This window comes from Arthrobacter sp. 10L430 (assembly GCF_056395245.1).
This window is the reverse complement of the sequence record NZ_JBFTJD010000006.1, coordinates 1-21,626: the sequence shown is the minus strand read 5'-3', so window position 1 is coordinate 21,626 and position 21,626 is coordinate 1. Positions and strand designations below refer to the sequence as shown.

Here is a 21,626-nt window from a genome sequence, read left to right as displayed (position 1 = left end):
CGATTCCGGTGCATGAGGTGGCGCCGCCCGTTGTTCAGCGGATCGTGTAAGTGGGCGGCGAAGACCTGGTCACTGTCGTGTAACCGGGTTTGCTGGCGATGACCCGGAAAGAGATCCGTTTTCCGCGGTCGGAAGGTGTGAGCCGGTAGGAACCTCCGGTGGCCCCCGCGATGATGACGCCCGAACGCAGCCACAGCCTCTTTAGAGTGGTTCCGGCGGTGTACCCGGGAATGAACGCGGTGAGTGCGCCCCCAACCAGGGCCGGGCCTTTGAGGTAGGGCGTTCCAAGAGTCAGTGTTCCGTAAGCCATGACGGCTGAGTAGGGAGTCCACGCCGCGTGGATGTAGTAGACGGGGTTGAGGGGCGTCACCCGCGCCCGGAGCTGGTGTCCGCGGTCGGCTGCTACCGGTGTGTAGGTTCGCCCTGTCGCTCCGGGGATGGCAGTCGCGCCGCGGAACCATTGGTAGGTGTACGTTGTTCCCGGCGGTTGGGATGCGGCTCCGGCTGTGAGGGCGTAACCGACTTTGGCCGTTCCCGAGAGTGTGGCTTTCGTCGAGGTCGACCAGGTCGCCTTCAGGACGGGATAGGCGCCGGGTCCGTAGACCTCAGTGAAGGTGTTGTAGGCCCGGTGATTCCTTCTGACGCGCAGCGTAAGTTTCGTGCCGATATCAGCAGGCACGGGGGTGTAACGAGGGGTGGTGGCACCTGCGAACGGAAGACCGTTCCTCATCCACTGGTAATCAGTGGTCCACCCAGGATCCATGGTGTTGATGTCCGGTTCCACAGGGATGCCATAGGTCGGGTAGTTGTTGTACCCGAGGTTGTAGACATTCGGGATCGTTCCCTTCACTACGGTCACGGGGGCAGCGTCGAACGAGCCGGTGTTGTAGCCGTCCGCGTAGGCCCGTACTCGCCCGACGATAGTTTTACCCAAGTGCTCCGGCGCCAGATCGATGAATTGGCCCGGCTTGATGGTCTTGCCGTCGGCGGCAACGAATTCATAGTCGAACCACGTTCCTTCAGGCCAGGTACCGTCGACGTTGATTGTGAGTCTGTTTCCTACCGCCGCCGCCCCGGTCAGGGTGGCCTTGTGGGCTCCAAGATCACCGTTCAGGACCTTGGTGATTGGTTCCGAGAAGCGTGTGCGCTTGGTTCCGTCGGGCCAGGTGCCGGTGACGCGGACCTGCAGCTGGTCCTGATAGAGCCCGTACTTCAACTGGTAGGTCCGGCCGGTAGCACCCTCGATAGGCTGCGCCTCGAGTGGCCACCCCGTCAGTGACTTGGTCGTCCATTGATACGACAGGTCAACGGGGCCCGGCCCCCACATACCAGGATCCGCGCTCAGCGTGTAGGGCACCTGGGCCCGGCCCGAGATGACCGGTACCGATGTGGTGTACGCCGGATCGTCGGCGACCACGAAGCTATCCGGTGACTCTCCGGGGGCGGGGTAGCAGCAGCTTGAAGAGGATCCCGTTTTGTGATCGTAAAGCGAGGCTGAGGCTACCCAGTAAGTCCCGGGCGCAAGGTCCTCGGCGCTGGTGGCAATAAAGTCCTCCCACTCCCAACTGCCGTCCGCGGTCTGGCGGGCGTCAACGTGCTCGTTGTACATCGACGCCACGTAGCCATTGGGGCCTTTGACTGTCACCTGATGGCTGCGGATACCCTGCAGATCCTCCGCCCGGAACGTAGCGCGAACCGTATCGCCCGGGAGCGGTTGACTCGGCAGAAAGCTCACGTCCCGCAGCCGGGGACCAAGCTGATACTCGGTACCGCTCACCGCCACGGTCGGGGAGGTGAAATCCGACGGCGAAGAGAAAGCGCCGTACGCCGCTCCATCGTTCATCTGAATTTCCGTGACGTAGAGCGAGCCGGAGGGCCAGTCATAGTCGTTCAGCGTGACGGAAACGGTCCCGGTCCAGGACCCGTCACCGTCCTGGACGGCGTTCAGCAACGGCAGGAACCTCAGCCATTGCGGATCGCTGTCGGTGCGGAGGACCAGCGAACCGACGACTTCGGTATCTTCACGGGCCCGCCACCGCCACGTCACCGTGTCGCCCGGTTCCGCTGCCGCCGCGGATTCCAACGTGAGCGCCGTCAACTTAGGGGCGCCCGGCGCCGAGGAAGCCGACCAAGCTGTGTGTGGCAGCCCGACGACAAGGAACAATGCCACGACGACCGCGGCAAGCGGACGCGTGAAACGTGAAGACAGAATCATTAAGTTTTCCCCGGCAACTGCCACCCAGCGCGGCATTTTCGCGAAAGCGTACCACCAAGCCGCCGTATTTGACCTGTCACATCGTGGACCGGCCGTGAAGCTGCGGGAATCCTGCCTTTTGGGTTGGGGATTCGTGTTTATGGCAGGGTTTTGGTTCTTCCTGATGCCGGTTCGGCAGCCTGACAGGAGGCGGCGATGTCCCGATAAGGGTCGAACTGATGCAGTCGGGTCGCCCTAGACAGAACGGTCTGTCTCGGCCCAGTGGGATTGTGTATCATCCGTGTGTGCAGACCCCAGAAAGCAGAGCTGAACAGTCAAGGCCCCGTGCAATGGATAGGCCTCGGGAGAAGATCGTTGCCGCCGCCTATGAACTGTTCGCCCGTCGCGGCATCCGCGATGTCGGAGTCGACGAACTGATCCGTGCTTCAGGCGTGGCCAAGGCAACCTTCTACAGGCACTTCCGCTCCAAGGACGATGTCGTCCTTGCCTTCCTCGAGCAGTGGTACTTGGAACGCACGGCCGCGATCCAGAACGCAATCGCCCGGCGCGGGACCAGCGACGAGGCAGCCATGCTGACGATCTTCGATGTCTTCGACGACTGGTTCCGCCAAGGCGCGGCCCAGGTTAGCTCCTTCCTGCACGTGATGATGGAAATGGGCCCCGACCACCCCCTCGGGAAAGCGAGCATCCGGTACATGGACCAGACGCGGCAACAGATTGCGGAACTCGCAGAATCCGCTGGCCTTAACGACCCGCACGATTTCGCCTGGTCCATTCACATCCTGATCAAGGGAGCCATCGTCGCCGCGGCCGAGGGCGACTCCCGCGCCGCTGGCCGCGCCAGGGCCATGGCCGAGCTGCTGATGGACCACCACCGGTCGTGAGCCCTCGCTGCGCTCTCCCGGCGGACCTCGTCACCGGAGGGAAGCGGCCGAAATGTCTCGTAACCGCACCTGTCTCACAAAATATTTGCCAATGAACTGGTCTATCGCTTGGCTTGGCGTGGAATCTAGCGCTTTCCGACGCGAGGAAAAACACCTCCACCCAAACTGCTGAGCTGATGACGCCAGCCTGTTAGTGGAGTCGGCAAAATGGCCGCATGCGAAGATGACCCCATGACCTACGAACCGCAGCAGTCCGCCGCCAACCCGGAACCAGGAGCAGCCCCTGACCCCGCTTTCGAAGCCGCCTATCAAGCCGCCCAAAAGAGCGTCAACGAAGGCGGCATCCCCATCGGAGCAGCACTCGCCCGTGACGGCGTGGTCATCGCGAGCGGACACAACAAGCGAGTCCAAAACGGCGACCCCATCGCGCACGGGGAAATGGCCGCACTTCGTGCAGCCGGCCGGCAGAAGAGTTACCGGGACACCACGCTCTACACCACCCTCGCCCCGTGTGCCATGTGCACCGGAACCATCATCCAGTTCAAGATCCCGCGGGTCGTGGTGGGCGAAGCCCGCACGTTCGACGGCGAGTTCGAGCTTTTGCGATCACGTGGCGTTGAGGTCGTGGTCTTGGATGATCAGCGGTGCGTGGACATGATGCGCACGTTCCAGGAAAACAACCCGGACTTGTGGGCGGAGGACATCGGAGAGGACACCGTCGAGTAGGACCAGGGCGTGCCACCTGGACCAAGGGCTGCCGCGAAATGACTATCTACTCCGGCACTGGCAGCGGAAACTAATTCGCAGCGCTCGGGCTTCCAACCCGTGGTTGCAGCTGCCGATCCCTTGGACTGTTCGGCACTGATCCAACGTCATGCGCTGCGCGTCAGGCCTCCTCGGATGCGCGGCGAACTCAGCCAGCGGCCCCCTACAGCGGCGGCAGGATGTCGCGGGCCTCGCGCGGGTCGATGCCGGTGGCCTCGAGCAGGTCCACCATCAGCGGCCGGAACAGCATCACCACGGTTTCACCCTCCAGCCGCTGCACTTTGAGCATCCTCGGGTGCAGCCGCCCGGCGATGTCGCTCAGGTCGACGCGGGCCGTGCGCAGATGGGTGCGGCGGACGCCGTCGTGGACCTCCGCGAGCCCCAGCGAGAGCTCATCGATGGCCGCCGCCGTCTCCTGCAGGACCTCGGCAATATTCTCGACGGCTTCGTCGGAGAGCGCCGCGTGGTTGATCGCGCTGGTCAGCCGGCGCGCGAAGACCCGGCTGTTGCGCAGCGCGAGGTCAATGAAATCAAGTGACTGTTCCAGCCGGTCCAGCTCGTCCCGGTGCCTGCGGTAGGCCGGCGCCAGCGTGGCCACCTCGCCGGACGCCCGCAGCGACTGCCTCATCGCATCCACCAGCGGCTGGCAGTTGCGGCCGCGCACCAGCGCATGCCACGCCTCGGTGGAATCGCTGTGGAGCAGGGCCGACGCGCACTCGCGCAGCACCTCCGCGAGTTCGTGCAGCAGCTTCTGGACGTCCTTCCGGGGCTCACGGCGCGGGTCCTTGGGCACCAGAATGGTGACCAGCAGCGCAAAAACACCGCCCACCACGGCGTCGATGCTCCGCGTGAACGGCCCGCCGGCCGGCGCCGGCAGCAGCACCACGAGCAGGGACTGCAGCCCGAGCTGGGTGGTGAAGATGGTGCCGCTGTCCAGGAAGCGGGCCAGCAGGATGGAGAAAAGAAGGACGACGGCGGCCTGCCAGATTCCGGCGCCCAGCCAGTGAAGCAGCAGGTCGCCGACGACGATGCCCAGGGTGCAGCCCAGGCCAACCTCCACCACGCGGCGGAGGCGCGGATCCCGGGAAAACCCGAGGGCAATCAGCGACGACGTGGCCGCGAACAGGGGACCGGTGTGCCCCAGGATGTACTCGGCGAACGCATAGGCACCCACGGCGCAGACCGTCATCTGGACGGCAGGGACCAGCGAGTTGCGGCTCCGGACCACCCCCGTGCGGATCCTTCCTCGCAGGAACCGTCTGCTTGCGGAGAGTCCTGTCTGGGCCATGGCTTCAGTCTATTGCCGGAGCCGCCCCGGACATTGCCGCGGCAGGCCGGGTAGCCCTACTGCCGGTGTTGAGCCTGTCGAGGACCGGGGGGGTTTCGACAGGCTCAATCCCGGGGATCAGACCTCGTTCGTGACGGCGCTGCGCCTGTCGAACACGGTGGCGCCGACTTCCTGCTCGGCCTGGTTGTCGATGCCCAGGTCGATGCCCTTCCGTTCGCGGATCATCAGCACCGCGCCCGTTGAGATCAGCGCGACAACGAGCAGGTACGCAGACACTGACATGGTGGTCCCCGTCGCCTGGACCAGTGCGGTGGCGATCGCCGGAGCAAAGGCACCGCCGATAATCGCGCCCAGGGCATAAGAGATGGCCACTCCGGAGAAACGGATGGATGCCGGAAAGAGTTCACTGTAGAGGGCGGCCTGCGGTCCGTAGGTGAGGCCGAGTCCGACGCTGAACAAGGCCAGGCCCAGGAGCATGGCCCAGATGTTGCCGGTATTGATGAGCCAAAACAGCGGGAAGAACGTGACCATCAGGCAGCCATAGCCGATGAGGTAGGTCTTCTTGCGGCCGATGCTGTCGGCGAGGAAACCTGCGATGAGCGTAAAGACGAACCACAGGGCGGCCGCGGCCGTGACGGCGAGGAGCACTTGGGTGCGGTCCATGGCCAGTCCCTTCGGGGCGGTGGCGTAGCTGAGGATATAGCCGCCGGTGGTCATATACCCGGCGGCGTTGTTGCCTGCAAAGACCAGCGCCGCAAGGAGGACCAGCAGCCAGTGCTTTTTGAACAGCTCCACGATCGGAACGCGCGTCTGCTGCCTCCGAGTGGCGATTTCCGCAAAGACAGGGCTCTCGTCTACGCTCCGGCGCACAATGAAGCCCACGATGATCAGCACGAAGCTGAGCAGGAACGGGACACGCCAGCCCCACTCGACGAAAGCCGCGCCGGGCGAGACCACGCCGGACATCAGGGCCAGGACGCCGGCCGCAAGCAGCATGCCCAAGGGGACGCCGAGCTGGGGGAACGAACCGAACAGGCCGCGCTTGGAACTGGGCGCGTGTTCCACGGCCATGAGGACCGCACCGCCCCATTCCCCGCCCGCAGAGATGCCTTGCAGGATGCGCAGGAGCAGCAGCAGGACGGGTGCAGCCAGGCCGGCGGTCTCGTAGGTGGGCAGCACGCCGATCAGGGTGGTGGCGGCTCCCATGAGGATCAGGGTGAGGACCAGCATGGCCCGGCGACCCAATCGGTCTCCGAAGTGTCCGGCCAGGAATGCGCCCAGGGGCCGGAACAGGAAGCTCAGACCCACTGACGCGAAGGAAACCAACAGGGCTATGTCGTTGCCGGCGGGTTCAAAGAAAAGCTTGGCGAAAACCAGGCCGGCAGCGTTCGCGTAGATGAAGAAGTCGTACCACTCGACGGTGGTCCCGACGATGGTGGCAAACGCTACTCGACGGTTTTCCCGTCCCGAATTTCGGTGCGGTGCCGAATTGCGTTGTTGATGCGACAGGGCGCTCATTGTGTCTCTTTCCTGCGGGCACGTCGGTGTGTCCCGCTAGCGGTGGCTTTTGACGAAGTCCAGAAAGTCAGGAAGCGTACGGGTCGGCGATGCCGATGTACTGCGTGGTGGTGTATTCGGCGATGCCTTCGGAGCCGCCTTCCCGCCCGAGCCCGGAGTGCTTGACGCCGCCGAACGGAGCGGCGGCGTTGGAGATGACGCCGGCGTTGAAGCCAACCATGCCGAACTCGATCTGTTCGGCCACACGGAGCAGCCGGTTGAAGTCCCGGCTGTAGACGTAGGACGCCAGACCGTATTCGGTGGCGTTGGCGAGCCGGATGGCGTCCTCTTCGGTGGTGAAGGTGGTGACGGGAGCCACCGGCCCGAAGATCTCCTGGCGCAGGATCTCGGCGTCATTCGGCACGTTGGCCAGGACGGTGGGCTGGTAAAAGTAGCCGGCGCCCGCTACCGGTGCGCCGCCGGTAACCGCTGTGGCGCCGGCCTCGACGGCGGCACTCACCAGTGCGTGCACGTCGTCACGGGCGCCGGCGTCGATCAGCGGGCCGACCTTGGTGTCCGGTTCCGTCCCGCGGCCGGTGACCAGGGCTCCCATGGCAGCGGCGAATTTTTGTGTGAACTCGGCCGCCACGGATTCTTGGACCAGGAAGCGGTTGGCTGCGGTGCAGGCTTCGCCCATGTTCCGCATCTTGGCGGCCATGGCTCCGTCCACGGCCTTGTCCAGGTCGGCGTCCTCGAACACGATGAACGGGGCGTTGCCGCCGAGTTCCATGGAGGTGCGCAGGACATTCTGTGCGGCGTCGGCCATGAGGCGCTTGCCGACCGGGGTGGAGCCGGTGAAGGAGACCTTGCGCAGCCGGGGATCGGCGAGCAGCGGTCCGGAAATACCGGAAGCAGACGAGGAGGAGACGACGTTCAGGACGCCGGCGGGCAGGCCGGCGTCGAGCATGGTCTGGGCAAACAGCTGTGCGGTCAGCGGGGTGAGCTTGGCCGGCTTGAGGACCATGGTGCATCCGGCCGCGACGGCGGGGGCGACCTTGCGGGTGGCCATGGCGAGCGGGAAGTTCCAGGGGGTGATGAGCAGGCAGGGGCCCACGGGCTTGTGCTGGACCAGGATCTTGTTCTTGCCTTCCGGTGTCGTCAGGTAGCGGCCGTAATCTCGGACGGTTTCCTCCGAGAACCAGCGCAGGAATTCGGCGCCGTAGGTGACTTCGCCGCGGGCTTCGGCCAGCGGTTTGCCCATTTCCAGGGTCATCAGCAGGGCAAAGTCCTCAGCCCGTGCGGTGACAAGGTCGAAGGCGCGGCGCAGGATTTCGGCGCGTTCACGCGGCGCCGTCCGGGCCCAGGAGGCCTGGGCATTGTCTGCGGCGTCGAGAGCGGCGACGGCGTCTGCGCTCGTGGCGGAGGCCAGGGTGGCGAGTACCTCCCCGGTGGCTGGATCGTGCACGTCGAACGTGCCGCCGTCGGACGCCTGCCGCCACTGCCCGCCAATCAGCAGGCCGGTGGGGACGGAGGCGAGAAGATCAGTCTCACGGGCGGGTGAGACGGCAGGGGAGAGTGCGGGCTAAGTGGTCATGCGGGAGTCTCCTCAGAAAGTTTTGGTCGGGGTTTCGACAGGCTCAACCGGCGGAAGCGGTTTCGACAGGCTCAACCAGCGGTTCGAGTCAGTAGCTGGCCGGGGTTTCAGCAGGCTCAGTTACCGGGTCCCGCCTGACGTACTCGGCGGCGAGTGCTTCGGAGCCGCGGGCCAGGATTGCCACGTCGGCGCCCACCAGAACAAACGCGGCGCCGGCCGCCAGGTAGCTGCGGGCGGTGTCCGGGCTGAAGGCGTTCACGCCGGCGGGTTTGCCCGCCGTGTTGGCGGCGGCGATACAGTGTTCGACGGCGGCGCGCACCTTTGGGTGTTCCTGCTGTCCCAGCAGGCCCATCGAGGCGGCGAGGTCTGACGGTCCCAGGAAGATGGCGTCCACACCGTCCACCGCCAGGATGTCCTCCACCGCGGCAACGGCGGATTCGGACTCGATCTGCACGGTCACGCTCACCGTTTCGGAGGCGCGGGCCAGGTAGTCCGGAATGCGGTTCCACCGGGCGGCGCGGGCCAGCGCCGAGCCGACCCCGCGGACGCCGTGCGGCGGGTAACGGGTGGCGGCGACGGCAGCTTCGGCCTCGGCCCCTGAGTTCACCATGGGGACCAGCAGGTTCTGGACGCCAAGGTCCAGATACTGCTTGAAGATGACGGTGTCGTTGACCGGGGGACGGACCAGGGTCTGGACGGGGTAGCCGTGCACTGCCTGGAGCTGGGCCAGGATTGATTCCAGGCCGTTGGGGCTGTGTTCGGCGTCGATCAGGAGCCAGTCCAGGCCTGCCCCGGCGCAGATCTCGGCCACGAGCGGGTTGCCGGAACAGACCCACATGCCGGCGAGCGGCCTGTCCGCGGCTGCCAAGGCGTCCCGGAATGTTGCATCGGGTTCTACTCGAATCGGCACGTGATGCTCCCGAGGGGTCCGTAATCGGCGTGGACGGTGTCACCCTTGAAGACCCACAGCGGTCGGGTGAAAGAGCCGGCGAGGATGATGTCCCCGGCCTTCATGCTGTCGCCGTGGGCGGCAATCTTGTTGGCGAGCCAGTGCACGCCCGCGGCGGGGTGGTCCAGGACGCCGGCGGCCACGCCGGTCTCTTCCACCGTCTGGTTCTTGTAGAGGATCGCGGATACCCAGCGGAGGTCGACGGCGTCCGGGCGGACGGGGTTGCCGCCCACCACCATGGCGCCCATGGCCGCGTTGTCCGCGATGGTGTCCACGATGGTCCGGTCCTCCATCTCGATCCGGGAGTCCAGGATCTCGAGGGCCGGGACCACGTAGTCGGTGGCGTTCAGGACGTCGAAGATGGTGCAGCCGGGGCCGGAGAGGTCCTGCTTGAGCACGAACGCGAGCTCCACCTCGACCCGCGGGTGTGTGTACCTGTCCCATTGGACGGAGCAGCCGGTTTCGAGGACCATGTCGTCGAAGATCGCGCCGTAGTCGGGTTCGGTGATGCCCGTGGCCGCCTGCATCGCCTTGGACGTGAGGCCGATCTTGCGGCCCACGAGCGTCCGGCCGGCTTCCTCGTTCCGCCGCCGCCACAGCTGCTGCACGGCGTAGGAATCCTCCACCGTCATGTCCGGGTAGCGGGCAGTCAGGCGCGGCACCGGCGTCCGGCTGCGGCCGGCCTCCACGAGTTCGTCGGCGATCGCCTCGATTGTTTTCGGGTCAAGCATTCATGCGCTCCTCAATGGTGGGCAGGTCAGTCCGTCGGAAGGCTGCCGGCCCCGCACGCCATGGCGCGGGGCCGGCAGCGCTGTCTGGCTAGACCTGCGCCCCGAGTTTGAACCCCTCGGCGTCGGCTCCGTCTTTGCGCGTGTAGGAGAAACCGTCGGCGCCCACGGTGACGGCCATCTCCGAGGCGTCGGTGCGCTCGATGACGGGCTGAGGATTGCCGTCCAGGTCAAGGACCAGGGACGCCTCGGTGTACCAGGACGGGACCACGGGGTTGCCCCACCAGTCGCGGCGCTGGTTGTCGTGGACGTCCCAGGTCACCACGGGGTTGTCGGGGTCGCCGGTGTAGTAGTCCTGGGTGTAGATCTCGATGCGGTGGCCGTCCGGGTCCAGGATGTAGAGGTAGAACGCGTTGGAGACGCCGTGCCGGCCGGGGCCGCGCTCGATCCGGTCGCTGATGCGCAGGGCGCCCATCTTGTCGCAGATCTGGATGATGTTGTGCTTCTCATGCGTGGCGAAGGCGACGTGGTGCATGCGCGGGCCGTTGCCGCCCGTCAGTGCGGTGTCGTGCACGGTCTGCTTGCGGTGCATCCACACGGCATAGGTGACGCCGTCTGAGTCCTGGATGTCCTCGGAGACGCGGAAGCCAAGATCCTCGAGGTATTTGCGGCCGCGCGGAACGTCGGGGGTGACCTGGTTGAAGTGGTCCAGCCGGACCAGTTCCCCGGCGGAGTAGAGGTCGTAGCGCTGGGTGAGGCGCTCCACGTGCTCGGTCTCGTAAAAGAACTCGTAGGGGAAGCCCAGCGGGTCCTCCACGCGGACGGAGTCGCCGATGCCCTTGGTGAAGCCTTCCTTGCGGCGTTCGGTGCGGCAGCCCAGTTCCTTGTAGTAGGCCTCGGCGGCGTCCACCTCGGCGGGGGACTTCACCCGGTAGGCAAAGGCGGCGACGGCGGCGATCGGCCCCTTGCGCAGGACCAGGTTGTGGTGGATGAACTCCTCGAGGGACCGCAGGTAGATGGTGTTCTCGTCTTCCTCGGTGACGTGCAGGCCGAGGACGTCCACGTAGAACTCGCGGGACTTGGCGAGGTCGGTGACCACGATTTCCATGTAGGCGCAGCGGACGATGTCAGGCGCCGGTACGGAAGGCTTGGGGATGATGTTGTCCTGTGAAATTTGGCGGTTCATGGGATTCTCTCTTCTTTGAAAGGGGTCTGGTTGGGCGCTGACGAAAAACTTAGGCGCCGAATTTCGGGGTGTGAACGGTGCCGAGCGTGATGTGCACGGCCTGCTGGTCGGTGTAGAAGTCGATGGAGCGGTAGCCGCCCTCGTGGCCCAGCCCGGAGGCCTTGACGCCGCCGAACGGGGTGCGCAGGTCGCGGACGTTGTGGCTGTTCAGCCACACCATCCCGGCTTCCACGTCCTGGGAGAAGTTGTGGGCCCGGGTGAGGTTCTGGGTCCAGATGTAGGCCGCCAGGCCGTAACGGGTGTTGTTCGCCAAAGCCAGCGCTTCGTCGTCGTTCTCGAACGGCGTGATGGCGACGACGGGGCCGAAGATCTCCTCCTGGAAGATCCGGGCGTCCGGGGCGACGTCGGCGAACACGGTGGGGGCGATGTAGTTGCCCTCGGGCAGGTGCTCCGGGCGGCCGCCGCCGGCCAGTAGCCGGCCTTCGGACTTGCCGATCTCCACGTAGGAGGCCACCTTTTCATAGTGCTCGGGGTGGACGAGCGCGCCCACCTGGGTCTTGGGATCGTGCGGATCGCCGACCACGATGTTCTTTGCGCGGGCGGCGTACTTTTCGCAGAACTCGTCATAGATGGCGCGTTCGACGAGGATGCGGGAGCCGGCGGTGCAGCGCTCGCCGTTGAGCGAGAAGACACCGAACAGTGCGGAGTCGATCGCGGCGTCCAGGTCGGCGTCGGCGAACACGACGCACGGGGACTTGCCGCCGAGCTCCATGGACAGGCCCTTAAGGTTGGTTGCCGCATTGCGGAAGATCGTCTGCCCCGTGGTGGTCTCGCCGGTGAAGGAGATCAGCGGGACATCCGGGTGCTTGACCAGCGCGTCGCCTGCCTCCTCACCGAGACCGTTGACCAGGTTGAAGACGCCGTCCGGCAGGCCCGCGTCCTTGAAGATCTGTGCCCAGAGCGAGGCCGAGAGCGGGGTGAACTCGGCCGGCTTGAGGACCACGGTGTTGCCGGTCGCCAGTGCAGGGGCGAGCTTCCAGGACTCCAGCATGAACGGCGTGTTCCACGGCGTGATGAGGCCGGCGACGCCGATCGGCTTGCGGTTCACGTAGTTGATCTGCGAGCCGGGGACCTTCATGGCGTCGTCGAACTGTGCCACGATCAGGTCCGCGAAGAAGCGGAAGTTCTCCGCGGCGCGGAGGGCCTGGCCCTTGGCCTGGGTGATGGGCAGGCCGGTGTCGAAGGTCTCGAGTTCCGCGAGCCGTTCCTCCTGGGCCTCGACGGCGTCCGCGATCCGGTTCAGGACGCGGGCGCGCTCGCGGGGCTTCATCCTAGGCCACGGGCCATTGGTGAAGGCTTCGCGGGCGGCGCCGACAGCGAGCTCGATGTCCTCTTTCTGGCCCGCGGCGGCGGTGGCGTAGTTGGTGTTGGAGACCGGGTCCAGGACGTCGAAGGTTTTGCCGCCCACGGAATCAACAAATTCGCCGTTGATGTAGTGCTGGATGTGGGTCGGAAGATCCTGCGGAACGTAGTGGGCCGTGGTTTCTGCGGCAGTGAACGTCATTGTTACTTTTCCTTACTGCTGGGAGGTCTGCGGGGTCGGGTGGTCGGCTGCAGCGGACTGCACTGCTGCCGGGGTTTGGGCCAGGTAAGCGTCCAGAGTGGCGCTGCGGTGCAAACGGGCTGCCTTTTCTATGTCGTCGGCACTGGCGCCGGTTTCGACGAGCCGGAGCAGGGCTTCGTGTTCGGCCACTGAGTCATGAGCGCGGCCGGGGACGAATCGGAACGTGGAGGACCGCAGGGACGCGAGCCGGTTCCAGCCCCGGTGGACAAGGTCCAGGATGTGCGGGTTTGGGCAGTGCTCGAACAGGACGCTGTGGAAGTCCTGGTTCAGCCGGGTGAACCGGACTGGGTCGAAGTGTTCCAGGCATTCGCGCATCTCGGCGTTCACTGCCCGGGCACGGGCAATGTCAGCCTCCCCGATCAGCGGGGCGGACAGTGCGGTGGCGGCGCCCTCGACGATGCTCAGGGTCTGCATCGTGTAGAGGTACTCGGTGGGGTCGATCCCGGACACGGTGGCGCCGACGTTCCGTTCGAACTTGACCAGCCCTTCGGCTTCGAGCCGGCGGATGGCTTCGCGGACCGGAACCACGCTGACCCCGAGGTCCTCGGCGATCTTGGCGAGAACCAGCCGGTAGCCGGGGGAGTAGGTCCCGTCCACGATCCGGGCTTTGACGGCCGCGTAGGCCTGTTCTGATTTGCTGCCTGTGCGCATGCCTGCAGTGGCTGTTTCAGTCATTTGGTGCCCGCTTCCCATTCCTCGTAGCGTGCCCGCCATTCGGCATTGAGCGGGTAGAGGCCGTCCACGCTGTGGCCCTGCTGCACCATTTCGGCGATGAAGACTTCCTCGCGTTCCTGGGCGATCGAATCGTCCGCGAGCTCTGCGGCAAGGGCCGGCGGGATGACCAGGATGCCATCAGAGTCAGCCACGATGATGTCCCCTGGCTGCACGGTGGTGCCGCCGCAGGCGATGGTGATGTCCGTGTCCCAGGGAATGTGCCGGCGGCCCAGGACGGCCGGGTGCGGGTTGGCATAGTAGGTGGGCATGTCCATGGCGGCCACCGCGGAGAAGTCACGGACCCCGCCGTCGGTAATGATGGCTGCGGCACCGCGGACCTGGGCGCGGAGGGCAAGGATGTCGCCGATGGTGCCGGTGCCCTTCTCGCCGCGGGCTTCCATGACGAGGATCTCGCCCTCGTTGACCGAATCGATCGCCTTCTTCTGCGCGTTGAAGCCGCCGCCGTGGGTCTTGAAGAGGTCCTCGCGGTTGGGCACGTAGCGCAGGGTCCGGGCGAGGCCCACGATCCGCCTTTCCGGCCGGGTGGAGCTGAGGCCGTCAATGCTGACGTTGTTCAGGCCCCGCTTGCGCAGCTGGGAGGACAGCGTGGCGGTGCAGACGCTCTCTAGCTTGGCCTTCAGCTTCGGCGTCAGTACCGGCACCGTCGCCGCCCCGGCTGCCAGACCGGCGGCTTCCCGGGAGCCGTAGGCTTCCTCCCGCTGGAGATCATCCGTCTTGGGCCGTGCACCGAAATCGGCGAACGGCGTCGTACCTTCCTCCACCCGGGTGACCAGACGGCCGGTGGCGAGGCCGGCGCCGCCGGCTCCCGCCGTCGTCGTACTGACTTCAACCTCGACGACGTCGCCTGGCTTGGCAACGGAGGCGCCGGCCGGCGTGCCGGTAAGGATGATGTCGCCCTCTTCGAGCGTGAGCAGCTGCGAAAGATCAGCGACGAGCCGGGCGAAAGGGAACAACAGGTCTTCGGTGGTGTCGTCCTGGACCAGCTCGCCGTTGTGCCAGGTACGGATGCGCAAGCCTGCCGGGTCGACGGCGTCCGCGGCGATGAGTCCGGGGCCGACGGGAGTGAAGCCGTCGCCGCCCTTGGACCGGAGGTTCGAGCCCTTATCCGCATAACGGAGGTCGTAGACGCCGAGGTCGTTGCTCGCGGTGACCCATTCGACGTGGCTCCAGGCGTCCTCCACTCCGATACGGCGGGCAGGCTTGCCGATAATCAGGGCGATCTCGCCTTCGTAGCCGAGGAGTTCGCAGCCGGCAGGGCGTTCCACCGTTGAGCCGCTGAGGCCCAGGGAGGAGGATGGCTTCAGGAAGTAAGACGGCTGTTCCGGAGTGCGGCCGCGCTGGGCTGCCCGGCTGGGGTAGTTGATGTGCACCGCGATGACCTTGCGGGCCGCGGCCAGGATGTGGTCGGTGACCTGTTCCAAGAGTTACTCCTCATCGAGTACGAAATCGTATACAATCACTATTGCCTAGGAGCCACCGAACGTCAACCCCTGATTTCTCGGGTGTTTTCAAGGGCACTTGTAACGCAGGTCATATCTGCGTACAGTTTTGGATCATCCAAAGATTTCTATTATAGAACGATTAGTTCTGATATCGAACACAATTGACTGCCCTAAACAGCCACACAACGAAGTGAGGAATCCCCGTGCATTTCCACCATCACGGTTACGTATCCGGTGACCCGCGATTCCAGCCGGCCGCCGGTGTCGGCATCAACCGGCCCACGGAGCTTCCCGACGAGGTCGACGTGCTCATCGTGGGCACCGGGCCCGCAGGCATGCTCACGGCCGCGCAGCTGTCCCAGTTCCCCGGCATCACCACCCGCATCGTGGAGCGCCGCGGCGGGAGGCTCGAGATCGGTCAGGCCGACGGCATCCAGGCCCGGAGCGTCGAAACCTTCCAGGCCTTCGGCTTCGCGGAGCGGATCATCGCCGAGGCCTACCGGATCACCGAAATGGCGTTCTGGAAGCCGGACCCCCAGAACCCCTCAAACATCGTCCGGGCCGCCCGCACGCTCGACGACCCGGCCGGGATCAGCGAATTCCCGCACCTCATCGTCAACCAGGCCCGTGTGCTGGACTACTTCGCCGATGTCATGGCGAAAGCCCCAACGCGCATGTCGCCGGACTACGGCTACGAGTTCCGCGGGCTGGAAGTCGGCGAGGGGGAGTACCCGGTCACAGTGACGCTTGCTCACACGTCCGGCCCCGACGAGGGCAAGGAGCGTGTGGTCCGGGCCAAGTACGTTGTGGGCGCGGATGGCGCGCGAAGCAAGGTGCGGGAGTCGATCGGCTGCACCATGGCAGGAGACCAGGCCAACCACGCCTGGGGGGTCATGGACGTGCTCGCCACCACGGACTTCCCCGATATCCGCCTCAAGTGCGCCATCCAGTCCCATGACGGCGGCAGCATCCTGCTGATCCCGCGCGAGGGCGGCCATCTCTTCCGCATGTACGTCGACCTCGGCGAGGTGGCCGCGGACGACCGTGGAGCCGTCCGCAAGACCACCATCGAGCAGATCATCGCCAAGGCCAACGCGATCGTCCATCCCTACACCGTCGACGTCCGCAATGTGGCGTGGCACAGCGTCTACGAGGTGGGCCACCGCCTTACCGACAGGTTCGACGACGTCCTCCCGGACCAGCGCGGCACCCGCACGCCGCGGGTGTTCATTACCGGTGATGCCTGCCACACGCACAGCGCCAAGGCCGGCCAGGGGATGAACGTCTCCATGCAGGATGGCTTCAACCTGGGATGGAAGCTCGGCCACGTCCTCGAGGGCCGCAGCCCGGAGAGCCTGCTGTCCACGTACTCGGCCGAGCGCCAGGTCGTCGCGAAAAACCTTATCGACTTCGACAAGGAGTGGTCCACACTCATGGCGAAGAAGCCGGAGGAATTCGACAACCCCTCCGAGCTGGAGGACTTCTACGTCAGCACTGCCGAATTCCCGGCGGGGTTCATGACCCAGTATTCCCCCTCCATGCTCATCGCCGAGTCCGCACACCAAGACCTGGCCACCGGCTTCACCATCGGGAAGCGCTTCAAGTCCGCGCCCGTCGTGCGTGTCTGCGACACAAACCCGCTGCAGCTCGGCCACCAGGCAACGGCGGACGGCCGGTGGCGCATCTACGTCTTTGCCGACCCGGCCGCGGCCGGCGCCCCGTCGCCCGTGGCCGACTTTGCCGAGTGGATCGCGAACTCACCCGACTCGCCGCTGTCCGCAACGCCGTCGGGAGCCGACCGTGACGCATGGTTCGACGTGAAGGTGATCTACCAGCAGGACCACACGAACATCGACATCGGCACCGTCCCGGCGGTGTTCAAGCCGGAGGTCGGTCCGTTCCAGCTCACCTATCTCGAGAAGGTCTACGCCACCGATCCGGCGGCGGACATCTTCGAACTGCGCGGCATCGACCGCGGCGGCGTCGTCGTGGTTGTGCGCCCGGACCAGTACGTGGCGAACGTCCTGCCCTTGACGGCGACGGCGGAACTCGCCGCGTTCTTCGCGCCCCTCCTGCGAGCAGGCAAGCGCGTCCCCGAATTCCTGGACCACTGAGTAAACCGGCTCCTTATCCACTTATGAACTGCAGGCTGCGCCCATTCGGGTGCAGCCTGCAGTGTCGTTGGCCGGAGCCGGCCGGGGACGCAAGGGCGGGACATCCACTGCCGGGCGTCTAACCTGCTGATGGCTCCGGGTCCAGTGCCCGCAGCGCGGCTGCCGCGGTGATGCCGTAGGCCAGATGCGGGAAGATATCGCTAAGCCAGTCCGTACGGGACCACGTGCGGGGGTCGGTCACTCCGAGCGCGGTCATGGGGCCATTGCCGACGACGAGCGCCCCGGCCGTGGCGGCCAGGCAAGTACCGAGAGGACCGGGCCGGTATCCGGCCGCGCGGACCAGCCCGAGAACGGCACCGACGCTGATTCCCGCCATGAGGCCCATCAATGGCCCCAATCCGGCTATGCGGTTCGTGCGTTCGTCCTCAGTGCCCGGGATCGGAATGCCAGTGACGTCCGCAAGCTTCTTCACGGTGGCTTCGGGAGTGCTGCTGGCGGCGCGGGCCCGCCAGACCATGTCCAGGTACGCGACGGTGTTCAGGGCGGTAGTGCCTGCCGCTCCCGCCAGAGCCCCGGCGGCAAGAGCCCCTTTGATGGTCACGATTGCGGCTCCTGGGCCGCGCTGTTGTCCCGGATCATGAATCCTCCCTCGCTGGTCACGGGGACGACGCCTTAGGGGCCGTCCCTGTCGTCATTTGTCATGGTGCTCCCCGAAGCGCTTGGGGGCAAGAGGCGAAGGTTCGGCTGGCGCGTCCCGTCCGGCCGCAGCTACGGATTAATCCCGGGCAGGCAACAACCGCTTCGGCGTCAGCGCGCTGACCCCCCATGTTAGTGGCCTCCGGCAACCTTTTCTTGAGGGCTGCCCCTACTTTTTCCAAGCCGGGGCTGTCATTGTGGCAGTGCCCCGAACGGTGCGCAAACCTTCGCTCGGGACCACTACGGCCGGGCCCGGCTGCATCCCCAATATCGCCGGGTTTGGCTAACGGTGTGTCGGCGGGTCTGACAGCGAGGTGGAGATGACGTTGAGCTATGAACGACGCAGCTTGACCGATGAAAGCCTTCGCCTTGAGGTGGATCAGGGTCATATCGTCGGGCGTCGCGATGGCTCCGTCGGACTCATAAGCCGGGATGGCGGGCTGCTTCGGGCGCTGCTGCCTGGCTCGGCGACCGCGTTGGGCCTGATGTGCTTCTTCGTCTGGGTTTCCGGGTCGGTGGACGCGGCTGACGGGTGGGCGGGCCTGGACCGCCCGGCCTTGGCTGCGGGCGAAAGCGTCCGCTCTCCCGCGCTGGATGTCCTGGTCACTGCCTACGCCTTCTTCGGTGACACAGTTGGGATGCCAGTTCTTGTCGTGACTGCCGCGGGGATACTGGCCATCAGGTGGAAGTCCTGGATCCCGGCAACCCACATAGTCACTGCATCGGCCGGTTCGCTGCTGATGACGATCGTCGGCAAGCGGCTCGTGGTCCGCATCCGCCCACCTCTGCTCGAGGCTGTACCGCCCTATGATTTCTCCGCATCGTTTCCCAGCGGGCATGCGTTGAACGCGGTTGTCATCGCTGGCATGATCGCCTACTTGATCACGCTGCGCGTGGATAGGACACGGAGCCGTGTGCTGGCCGGCTCCGTTGCGGTCCTGTTCGCCGTGACCATGGGCCTCAGCGGGGTCTACCTCGGCCACCACTGGCTCACTGATGTCCTGGCGGGTTGGGCGCTGGGTGGGGCTTGGCTCGTAATCGTCATTACTGCCTACCGTGTGTACAAACGAGGTGGCGGGCGGGCCATCGAGCAGGTTCAGTAGGCAAGGCGTCCTGCGGAACCCTTGACAGCGGGACCCCCGGAGCGCATATTTAACGCATCAGTTAATTAGCAAAAGCGTTAAGTACAAAAGGCGCCCTCTGATGTCATCCGACCGGCTCAGCCTCATCTTCTCGGCGCTCGCCGACCCCACGCGCAGGGCGATCCTGGCCCGGCTGGCGGAGGGCGAGGCCACCGTGAATCAGCTGGCCGAGCCCTTCGATATCAGCCTTCCGGCGATCTCCCGCCACCTTAAGGTGCTGGAAACCGCCGGGCTGATCACCCGGAGCCGAAATGCGCAATGGCGCTCCTCGAAGCTCGAGGCCGCACCGCTGCGCGAGGCCGCCGAATACATGGACAGGTACAGGCGCTTTTGGGACGACAGCTTCAGCCGTCTCGATGCGCATTTGCGAAAAATCCAACAAGATCCGAAGAATCAGGAGTCAGGCAATGAACACCCAAGAGAACACCACTGAGTCCCACACCCTCACCATGACCAGGGAGTTTGATGCTCCCCGCGAACTGGTCTTCAAGGCCTTCACTGATCCGGACCAGCTCGCCGCATGGTTCGGCCCGGAGGGAGTGGACTCGCCCCGGGAGCGGATCGTCGTCGAACCCCGTGTCGGCGGAGCCTGGCAGCTGGTCATGGCCTGGGACGAGGACGGCGTCGCCAAGGAGGGGCCCATCGACGCCGTGATCTCCGCCTACGACCCGCCGTCGCTGCTGGTGGCCATGCAGAGGGCAGAGCCCGACACCGGCACCACCCGCCAAGTCGAAATGCGACTTGAGTTCGAGGACCTCGGAGGAGGCCGGACCCGGCTGCACCTTACGCAGGGCCCCTTCGACAGTACCGAATGGGTGGACATGACGCGCGAGGGCTGGGGTACCTCGTTTACCAAGCTCGACAAGGTGCTGGCCTAGACCCTGCCACGGCAGGGGCGGCTCGCAGCCGGCCACAAAGAAAGGATGCCGGCACCCTCGCGGGCGCCGGCATCCTGTCTGGCTGATTTTGTCGGTGCTGACCTACTTGTAGACGCGCACCCAGTCGACCTGCATCTGCGACGGTGACGTGGCCGAGCCGTCAGGGAACCAGTCGAGCTGAAGTGTCTGGTGCATGCCGACGGAGGGCTGGTGCGCAGGGTTCGTGTCGGTGAACGTCTTCACGCCGTCGATGTACCCGGTGATGCCGGCGGGGGTCCATTCCACCGCGTAGTTATGCCACTGCGTGCTATCCACCGGTTTCGCTGACGTGGTCTGGGCACTGCCGCCGCAGGCATAGTGCAGGAAGAACTTCATCAGAGCGGTGTCCGAGGTGCTCTCGGCGTAATCGATCTCGGCGCAGTTCGGGGAAGCGTTGTTATTGGGCCAAAGGATAAGGACCGGATGGTATTCGGAGTCCCGGACGTTGGTCTTCATGCGCGTTTCCCAGCGGCCGTACTTCTGCTGCGCGAACTTGGCCGACATGCCGCCCGTGGTTCCGGCGGAGTTGCCGCTCACGGTGGCCACACCGTTGCCCACCGACCAGGCCTGGGGGCTGCGGACGCCCTTGCCCGCGTGGCCTGAACCGTTGTAGACACCCCACTTCGTGCGGTCCGGAGCGCCGGCGTAGGAGAACTCATCGCCGGTAACAACCGGACCCCACCCGTGGGTGGTGGCAGCCTGGGTGCCGTTGCCCGCGGTGGCGACGGGTGCGGGGGCTGCCGGCGCCGGCTTGGCCGGTGCGACGGGTGCGGGAGCCGCAGGTGCCGGCTTTGACGGCGCGGGCGCAGCTGCCTTGACAGGGGCGGCGGCCTCCGCGGCCTTCGCCGCCACTGCCGTTGCGGGGGCAGCAACAACAGGCGCTACCTGGCGCGCAGCAGTCTTGGCCGCGGGCGCGGGGGCTGCTGCAGGGACCTTCTCTGGCGCACGCTTAGCGGTTGCCGCGGCGTGGGCGGTTTTTGCCTTCGCCACGGCAGCGGACGCCGGCGCCTTGGCAGCAGCTGAGACTCCGGCCGTCGGGGCCGTCGCAGCCGCGGCGGAGACAGCCGGGGCCACGGAACCAGGCGCTGATGCCTGGTGGGTCGTGGCAGCGCCGCATCCGGTCAGGAACACGGCACCAATGGTCGTTGCAATGGCTAATTTTCTATTGAACAAAAGACCCCTCCGGGGCATAGACAGGCTCACACGTATGTAACCACAACGGGGTGATGACCGCGTGCGGGAAGCTCTTTTCGGCCCCCCTTGGCAGGGGGGTAACGGCTGTATCGCCACTCGACGCATCCGGGCCCAGCATTCGGGCATCCGGGGCCCCTTTGGGGCCAGGTCCTCTGGACCAGTCGCCAACGTTACCGGTTCGTGACCATTGACTGCAAACCGAAACTGGTTGTTGTGACCCGGAGAGGAGCGTTAGCCGGCGTTCCCCGGCGGGTCTGGTTCCCGGCTGAAAATGGTTCGCGAGGACGAAGAAGAGCCGCCCTCGCATGCAGCGACGGCGGCTCTTCTGCCGAGGGTAACTGACCCGTTAGCCGTTGATGACCTGGGGGATGCCGAGGGCTTTGAGGCCTTCGACGCCGAATTCCAGGCCGTACCCTGATTGTTTGGCGCCGCCGAAGGGGACGCGGGGGTCAACTGCGCCGTGCTTGTTGATCCACACGGTGCCGGCCTCGATGCGGGCTGCCACTTCACGTGCGCGGGCCGGATCGGAGGACCAGACCGAGGCGCCAAGCCCGACGTCGAGTCCGTTCGCTTTGGCGACGGCCTCGTCCACGGTGCTGTAGCGGATGATGGGCAGGGCCGGGCCGAACTGTTCCTCGGCCACGAGGGGGTTGTCG

At 65.7% G+C, this 21,626-nt stretch carries 19 protein-coding genes; 6 read left to right on the top strand and 13 right to left on the bottom strand.

All coding sequences use genetic code 11. The features are described 5' to 3' along the window. Nucleotides 1-34: 34 nt before the first annotated feature. Nucleotides 35-2,215 carry a hypothetical protein gene (locus AC1DDG_RS08490; protein ID WP_476875700.1) on the bottom strand — a complete coding sequence of 727 codons (2,181 nt, stop codon included), beginning with the start codon at nucleotides 2,213-2,215 and terminating at the stop codon, nucleotides 35-37. Between the two features lie 329 nt (nucleotides 2,216-2,544). Here AC1DDG_RS08490 and AC1DDG_RS08485 point away from each other — a divergent pair, with 329 nt between their 5' ends. Continuing rightward, a complete protein-coding gene (locus AC1DDG_RS08485) occupies nucleotides 2,545-3,099 on the top strand; it encodes a TetR/AcrR family transcriptional regulator (protein ID WP_476875699.1) in 555 nt (184 codons plus the stop codon). A 231-nt stretch (nucleotides 3,100-3,330) separates the two neighbouring features. After that, a complete protein-coding gene (locus AC1DDG_RS08480) occupies nucleotides 3,331-3,825 on the top strand; it encodes a nucleoside deaminase (RefSeq protein WP_476875698.1) in 495 nt (164 codons plus the stop codon). 202 nt (nucleotides 3,826-4,027) lie between these two features. Here AC1DDG_RS08480 and AC1DDG_RS08475 read toward each other — a convergent pair whose 3' ends face one another. The 9 genes from AC1DDG_RS08475 to AC1DDG_RS08435 all read right to left on the bottom strand — a co-directional run bounded on the left by AC1DDG_RS08475 (nucleotide 4,028) and on the right by AC1DDG_RS08435 (nucleotide 14,886). Beyond that, a complete protein-coding gene (locus tag AC1DDG_RS08475) occupies nucleotides 4,028-5,152 on the bottom strand; it encodes an FUSC family protein (RefSeq protein ID WP_476875697.1) in 1,125 nt (374 codons plus the stop codon). 117 nt (nucleotides 5,153-5,269) lie between these two features. Next, entirely contained in the window at nucleotides 5,270-6,670 is a 1,401-nt protein-coding gene (locus tag AC1DDG_RS08470) for an MFS transporter (protein ID WP_476875696.1), read from the bottom strand. A 67-nt stretch (nucleotides 6,671-6,737) separates the two neighbouring features. Then, entirely contained in the window at nucleotides 6,738-8,165 is a 1,428-nt protein-coding gene (locus AC1DDG_RS08465) for an NAD-dependent succinate-semialdehyde dehydrogenase (RefSeq protein ID WP_476875844.1), read from the bottom strand. 166 nt (nucleotides 8,166-8,331) lie between these two features. Continuing rightward, nucleotides 8,332-9,153, bottom strand: a complete 822-nt coding sequence (locus AC1DDG_RS08460) for an HpcH/HpaI aldolase family protein (RefSeq protein WP_476875695.1) — start codon at nucleotides 9,151-9,153, stop codon at nucleotides 8,332-8,334. Beyond that, complete coding sequence (hpaH, locus tag AC1DDG_RS08455; protein ID WP_476875694.1) at nucleotides 9,138-9,923, bottom strand: 2-oxo-hept-4-ene-1,7-dioate hydratase; 786 nt, start codon at nucleotides 9,921-9,923, stop codon at nucleotides 9,138-9,140. The genes AC1DDG_RS08460 and hpaH overlap by 16 nt, the downstream gene beginning before the upstream one ends. 88 nt (nucleotides 9,924-10,011) lie before the next feature. Continuing rightward, on the bottom strand, nucleotides 10,012-11,106 hold the full coding sequence (gene hpaD / locus AC1DDG_RS08450; RefSeq protein WP_476875693.1) for a 3,4-dihydroxyphenylacetate 2,3-dioxygenase: 1,095 nt from the start codon (nucleotides 11,104-11,106) through the stop codon (nucleotides 10,012-10,014). Between the two features lie 49 nt (nucleotides 11,107-11,155). Beyond that, nucleotides 11,156-12,670 (bottom strand): 5-carboxymethyl-2-hydroxymuconate semialdehyde dehydrogenase, encoded by a 1,515-nt coding sequence (gene hpaE, locus AC1DDG_RS08445; protein WP_476875692.1) that lies wholly within the window; start codon nucleotides 12,668-12,670, stop codon nucleotides 11,156-11,158. 12 nt (nucleotides 12,671-12,682) lie between these two features. After that, nucleotides 12,683-13,405 carry a GntR family transcriptional regulator gene (locus AC1DDG_RS08440; protein WP_476875691.1) on the bottom strand — a complete coding sequence of 241 codons (723 nt, stop codon included), beginning with the start codon at nucleotides 13,403-13,405 and terminating at the stop codon, nucleotides 12,683-12,685. Next, a complete protein-coding gene (locus AC1DDG_RS08435; RefSeq protein WP_476875690.1) occupies nucleotides 13,402-14,886 on the bottom strand; it encodes a fumarylacetoacetate hydrolase family protein in 1,485 nt (494 codons plus the stop codon). Before AC1DDG_RS08435 ends, AC1DDG_RS08440 begins: the two co-directional genes overlap by 4 nt. A 224-nt stretch (nucleotides 14,887-15,110) precedes the next feature. Between AC1DDG_RS08435 and AC1DDG_RS08430 the strand changes: the two genes are divergently transcribed. Then, nucleotides 15,111-17,021 carry an FAD-binding monooxygenase gene (locus AC1DDG_RS08430; RefSeq protein ID WP_476875689.1) on the top strand — a complete coding sequence of 637 codons (1,911 nt, stop codon included), beginning with the start codon at nucleotides 15,111-15,113 and terminating at the stop codon, nucleotides 17,019-17,021. Nucleotides 17,022-17,139: 118 nt separating this feature from the next. Here AC1DDG_RS08430 and AC1DDG_RS08425 read toward each other — a convergent pair whose 3' ends face one another. Next, complete coding sequence (locus AC1DDG_RS08425) at nucleotides 17,140-17,622, bottom strand: hypothetical protein (protein ID WP_476875688.1); 483 nt, start codon at nucleotides 17,620-17,622, stop codon at nucleotides 17,140-17,142. 442 nt (nucleotides 17,623-18,064) lie between these two features. Here AC1DDG_RS08425 and AC1DDG_RS08420 point away from each other — a divergent pair, with 442 nt between their 5' ends. From AC1DDG_RS08420 to AC1DDG_RS08410, 3 genes are all read left to right on the top strand, one after another. Continuing rightward, complete coding sequence (locus AC1DDG_RS08420; protein ID WP_476875687.1) at nucleotides 18,065-18,820, top strand: phosphatase PAP2 family protein; 756 nt, start codon at nucleotides 18,065-18,067, stop codon at nucleotides 18,818-18,820. Between the two features lie 100 nt (nucleotides 18,821-18,920). Further along, complete coding sequence (locus tag AC1DDG_RS08415) at nucleotides 18,921-19,292, top strand: ArsR/SmtB family transcription factor (protein WP_476875686.1); 372 nt, start codon at nucleotides 18,921-18,923, stop codon at nucleotides 19,290-19,292. After that, nucleotides 19,267-19,737: an SRPBCC family protein gene (locus AC1DDG_RS08410; RefSeq protein ID WP_476875685.1), complete on the top strand. Its 471-nt coding sequence runs from the start codon at nucleotides 19,267-19,269 to the stop codon at nucleotides 19,735-19,737. Before AC1DDG_RS08415 ends, AC1DDG_RS08410 begins: the two co-directional genes overlap by 26 nt. A gap of 102 nt (nucleotides 19,738-19,839) precedes the next feature. Here the strand turns inward: AC1DDG_RS08410 and AC1DDG_RS08405 are convergent, their stop codons facing one another. Then, the gene (locus tag AC1DDG_RS08405; RefSeq protein ID WP_476875684.1) at nucleotides 19,840-20,907 is read right to left on the bottom strand and encodes a glycoside hydrolase family 16 protein; all 1,068 of its coding nucleotides are present in this window, start codon (nucleotides 20,905-20,907) and stop codon (nucleotides 19,840-19,842) included. Nucleotides 20,908-21,316: 409 nt separating this feature from the next. Then, nucleotides 21,317-21,626: aldehyde dehydrogenase family protein (locus AC1DDG_RS08400; protein ID WP_476875683.1), on the bottom strand; the 310-nt coding region annotated here is incomplete at its 5' end.

Coding starts and splice junctions, on each gene's coding strand:
- AC1DDG_RS08470 (WP_476875696.1), bottom strand. CDS start 6,670: ATGAGCGCCCTGTCGCATCAACAACGCAATTCGGCACCGCACCGAAAT.
- hpaD (WP_476875693.1), bottom strand. CDS start 11,106: ATGAACCGCCAAATTTCACAGGACAACATCATCCCCAAGCCTTCCGTA.
- AC1DDG_RS08415 (WP_476875686.1), top strand. CDS start 18,921: ATGTCATCCGACCGGCTCAGCCTCATCTTCTCGGCGCTCGCCGACCCC.
- AC1DDG_RS08485 (WP_476875699.1), top strand. CDS start 2,545: ATGGATAGGCCTCGGGAGAAGATCGTTGCCGCCGCCTATGAACTGTTC.
- hpaE (WP_476875692.1), bottom strand. CDS start 12,670: ATGACGTTCACTGCCGCAGAAACCACGGCCCACTACGTTCCGCAGGAT.
- AC1DDG_RS08475 (WP_476875697.1), bottom strand. CDS start 5,152: ATGGCCCAGACAGGACTCTCCGCAAGCAGACGGTTCCTGCGAGGAAGG.
- AC1DDG_RS08410 (WP_476875685.1), top strand. CDS start 19,267: ATGAACACCCAAGAGAACACCACTGAGTCCCACACCCTCACCATGACC.
- AC1DDG_RS08490 (WP_476875700.1), bottom strand. CDS start 2,215: ATGATTCTGTCTTCACGTTTCACGCGTCCGCTTGCCGCGGTCGTCGTG.
- hpaH (WP_476875694.1), bottom strand. CDS start 9,923: ATGCTTGACCCGAAAACAATCGAGGCGATCGCCGACGAACTCGTGGAG.
- AC1DDG_RS08440 (WP_476875691.1), bottom strand. CDS start 13,405: ATGACTGAAACAGCCACTGCAGGCATGCGCACAGGCAGCAAATCAGAA.
- AC1DDG_RS08480 (WP_476875698.1), top strand. CDS start 3,331: ATGACCTACGAACCGCAGCAGTCCGCCGCCAACCCGGAACCAGGAGCA.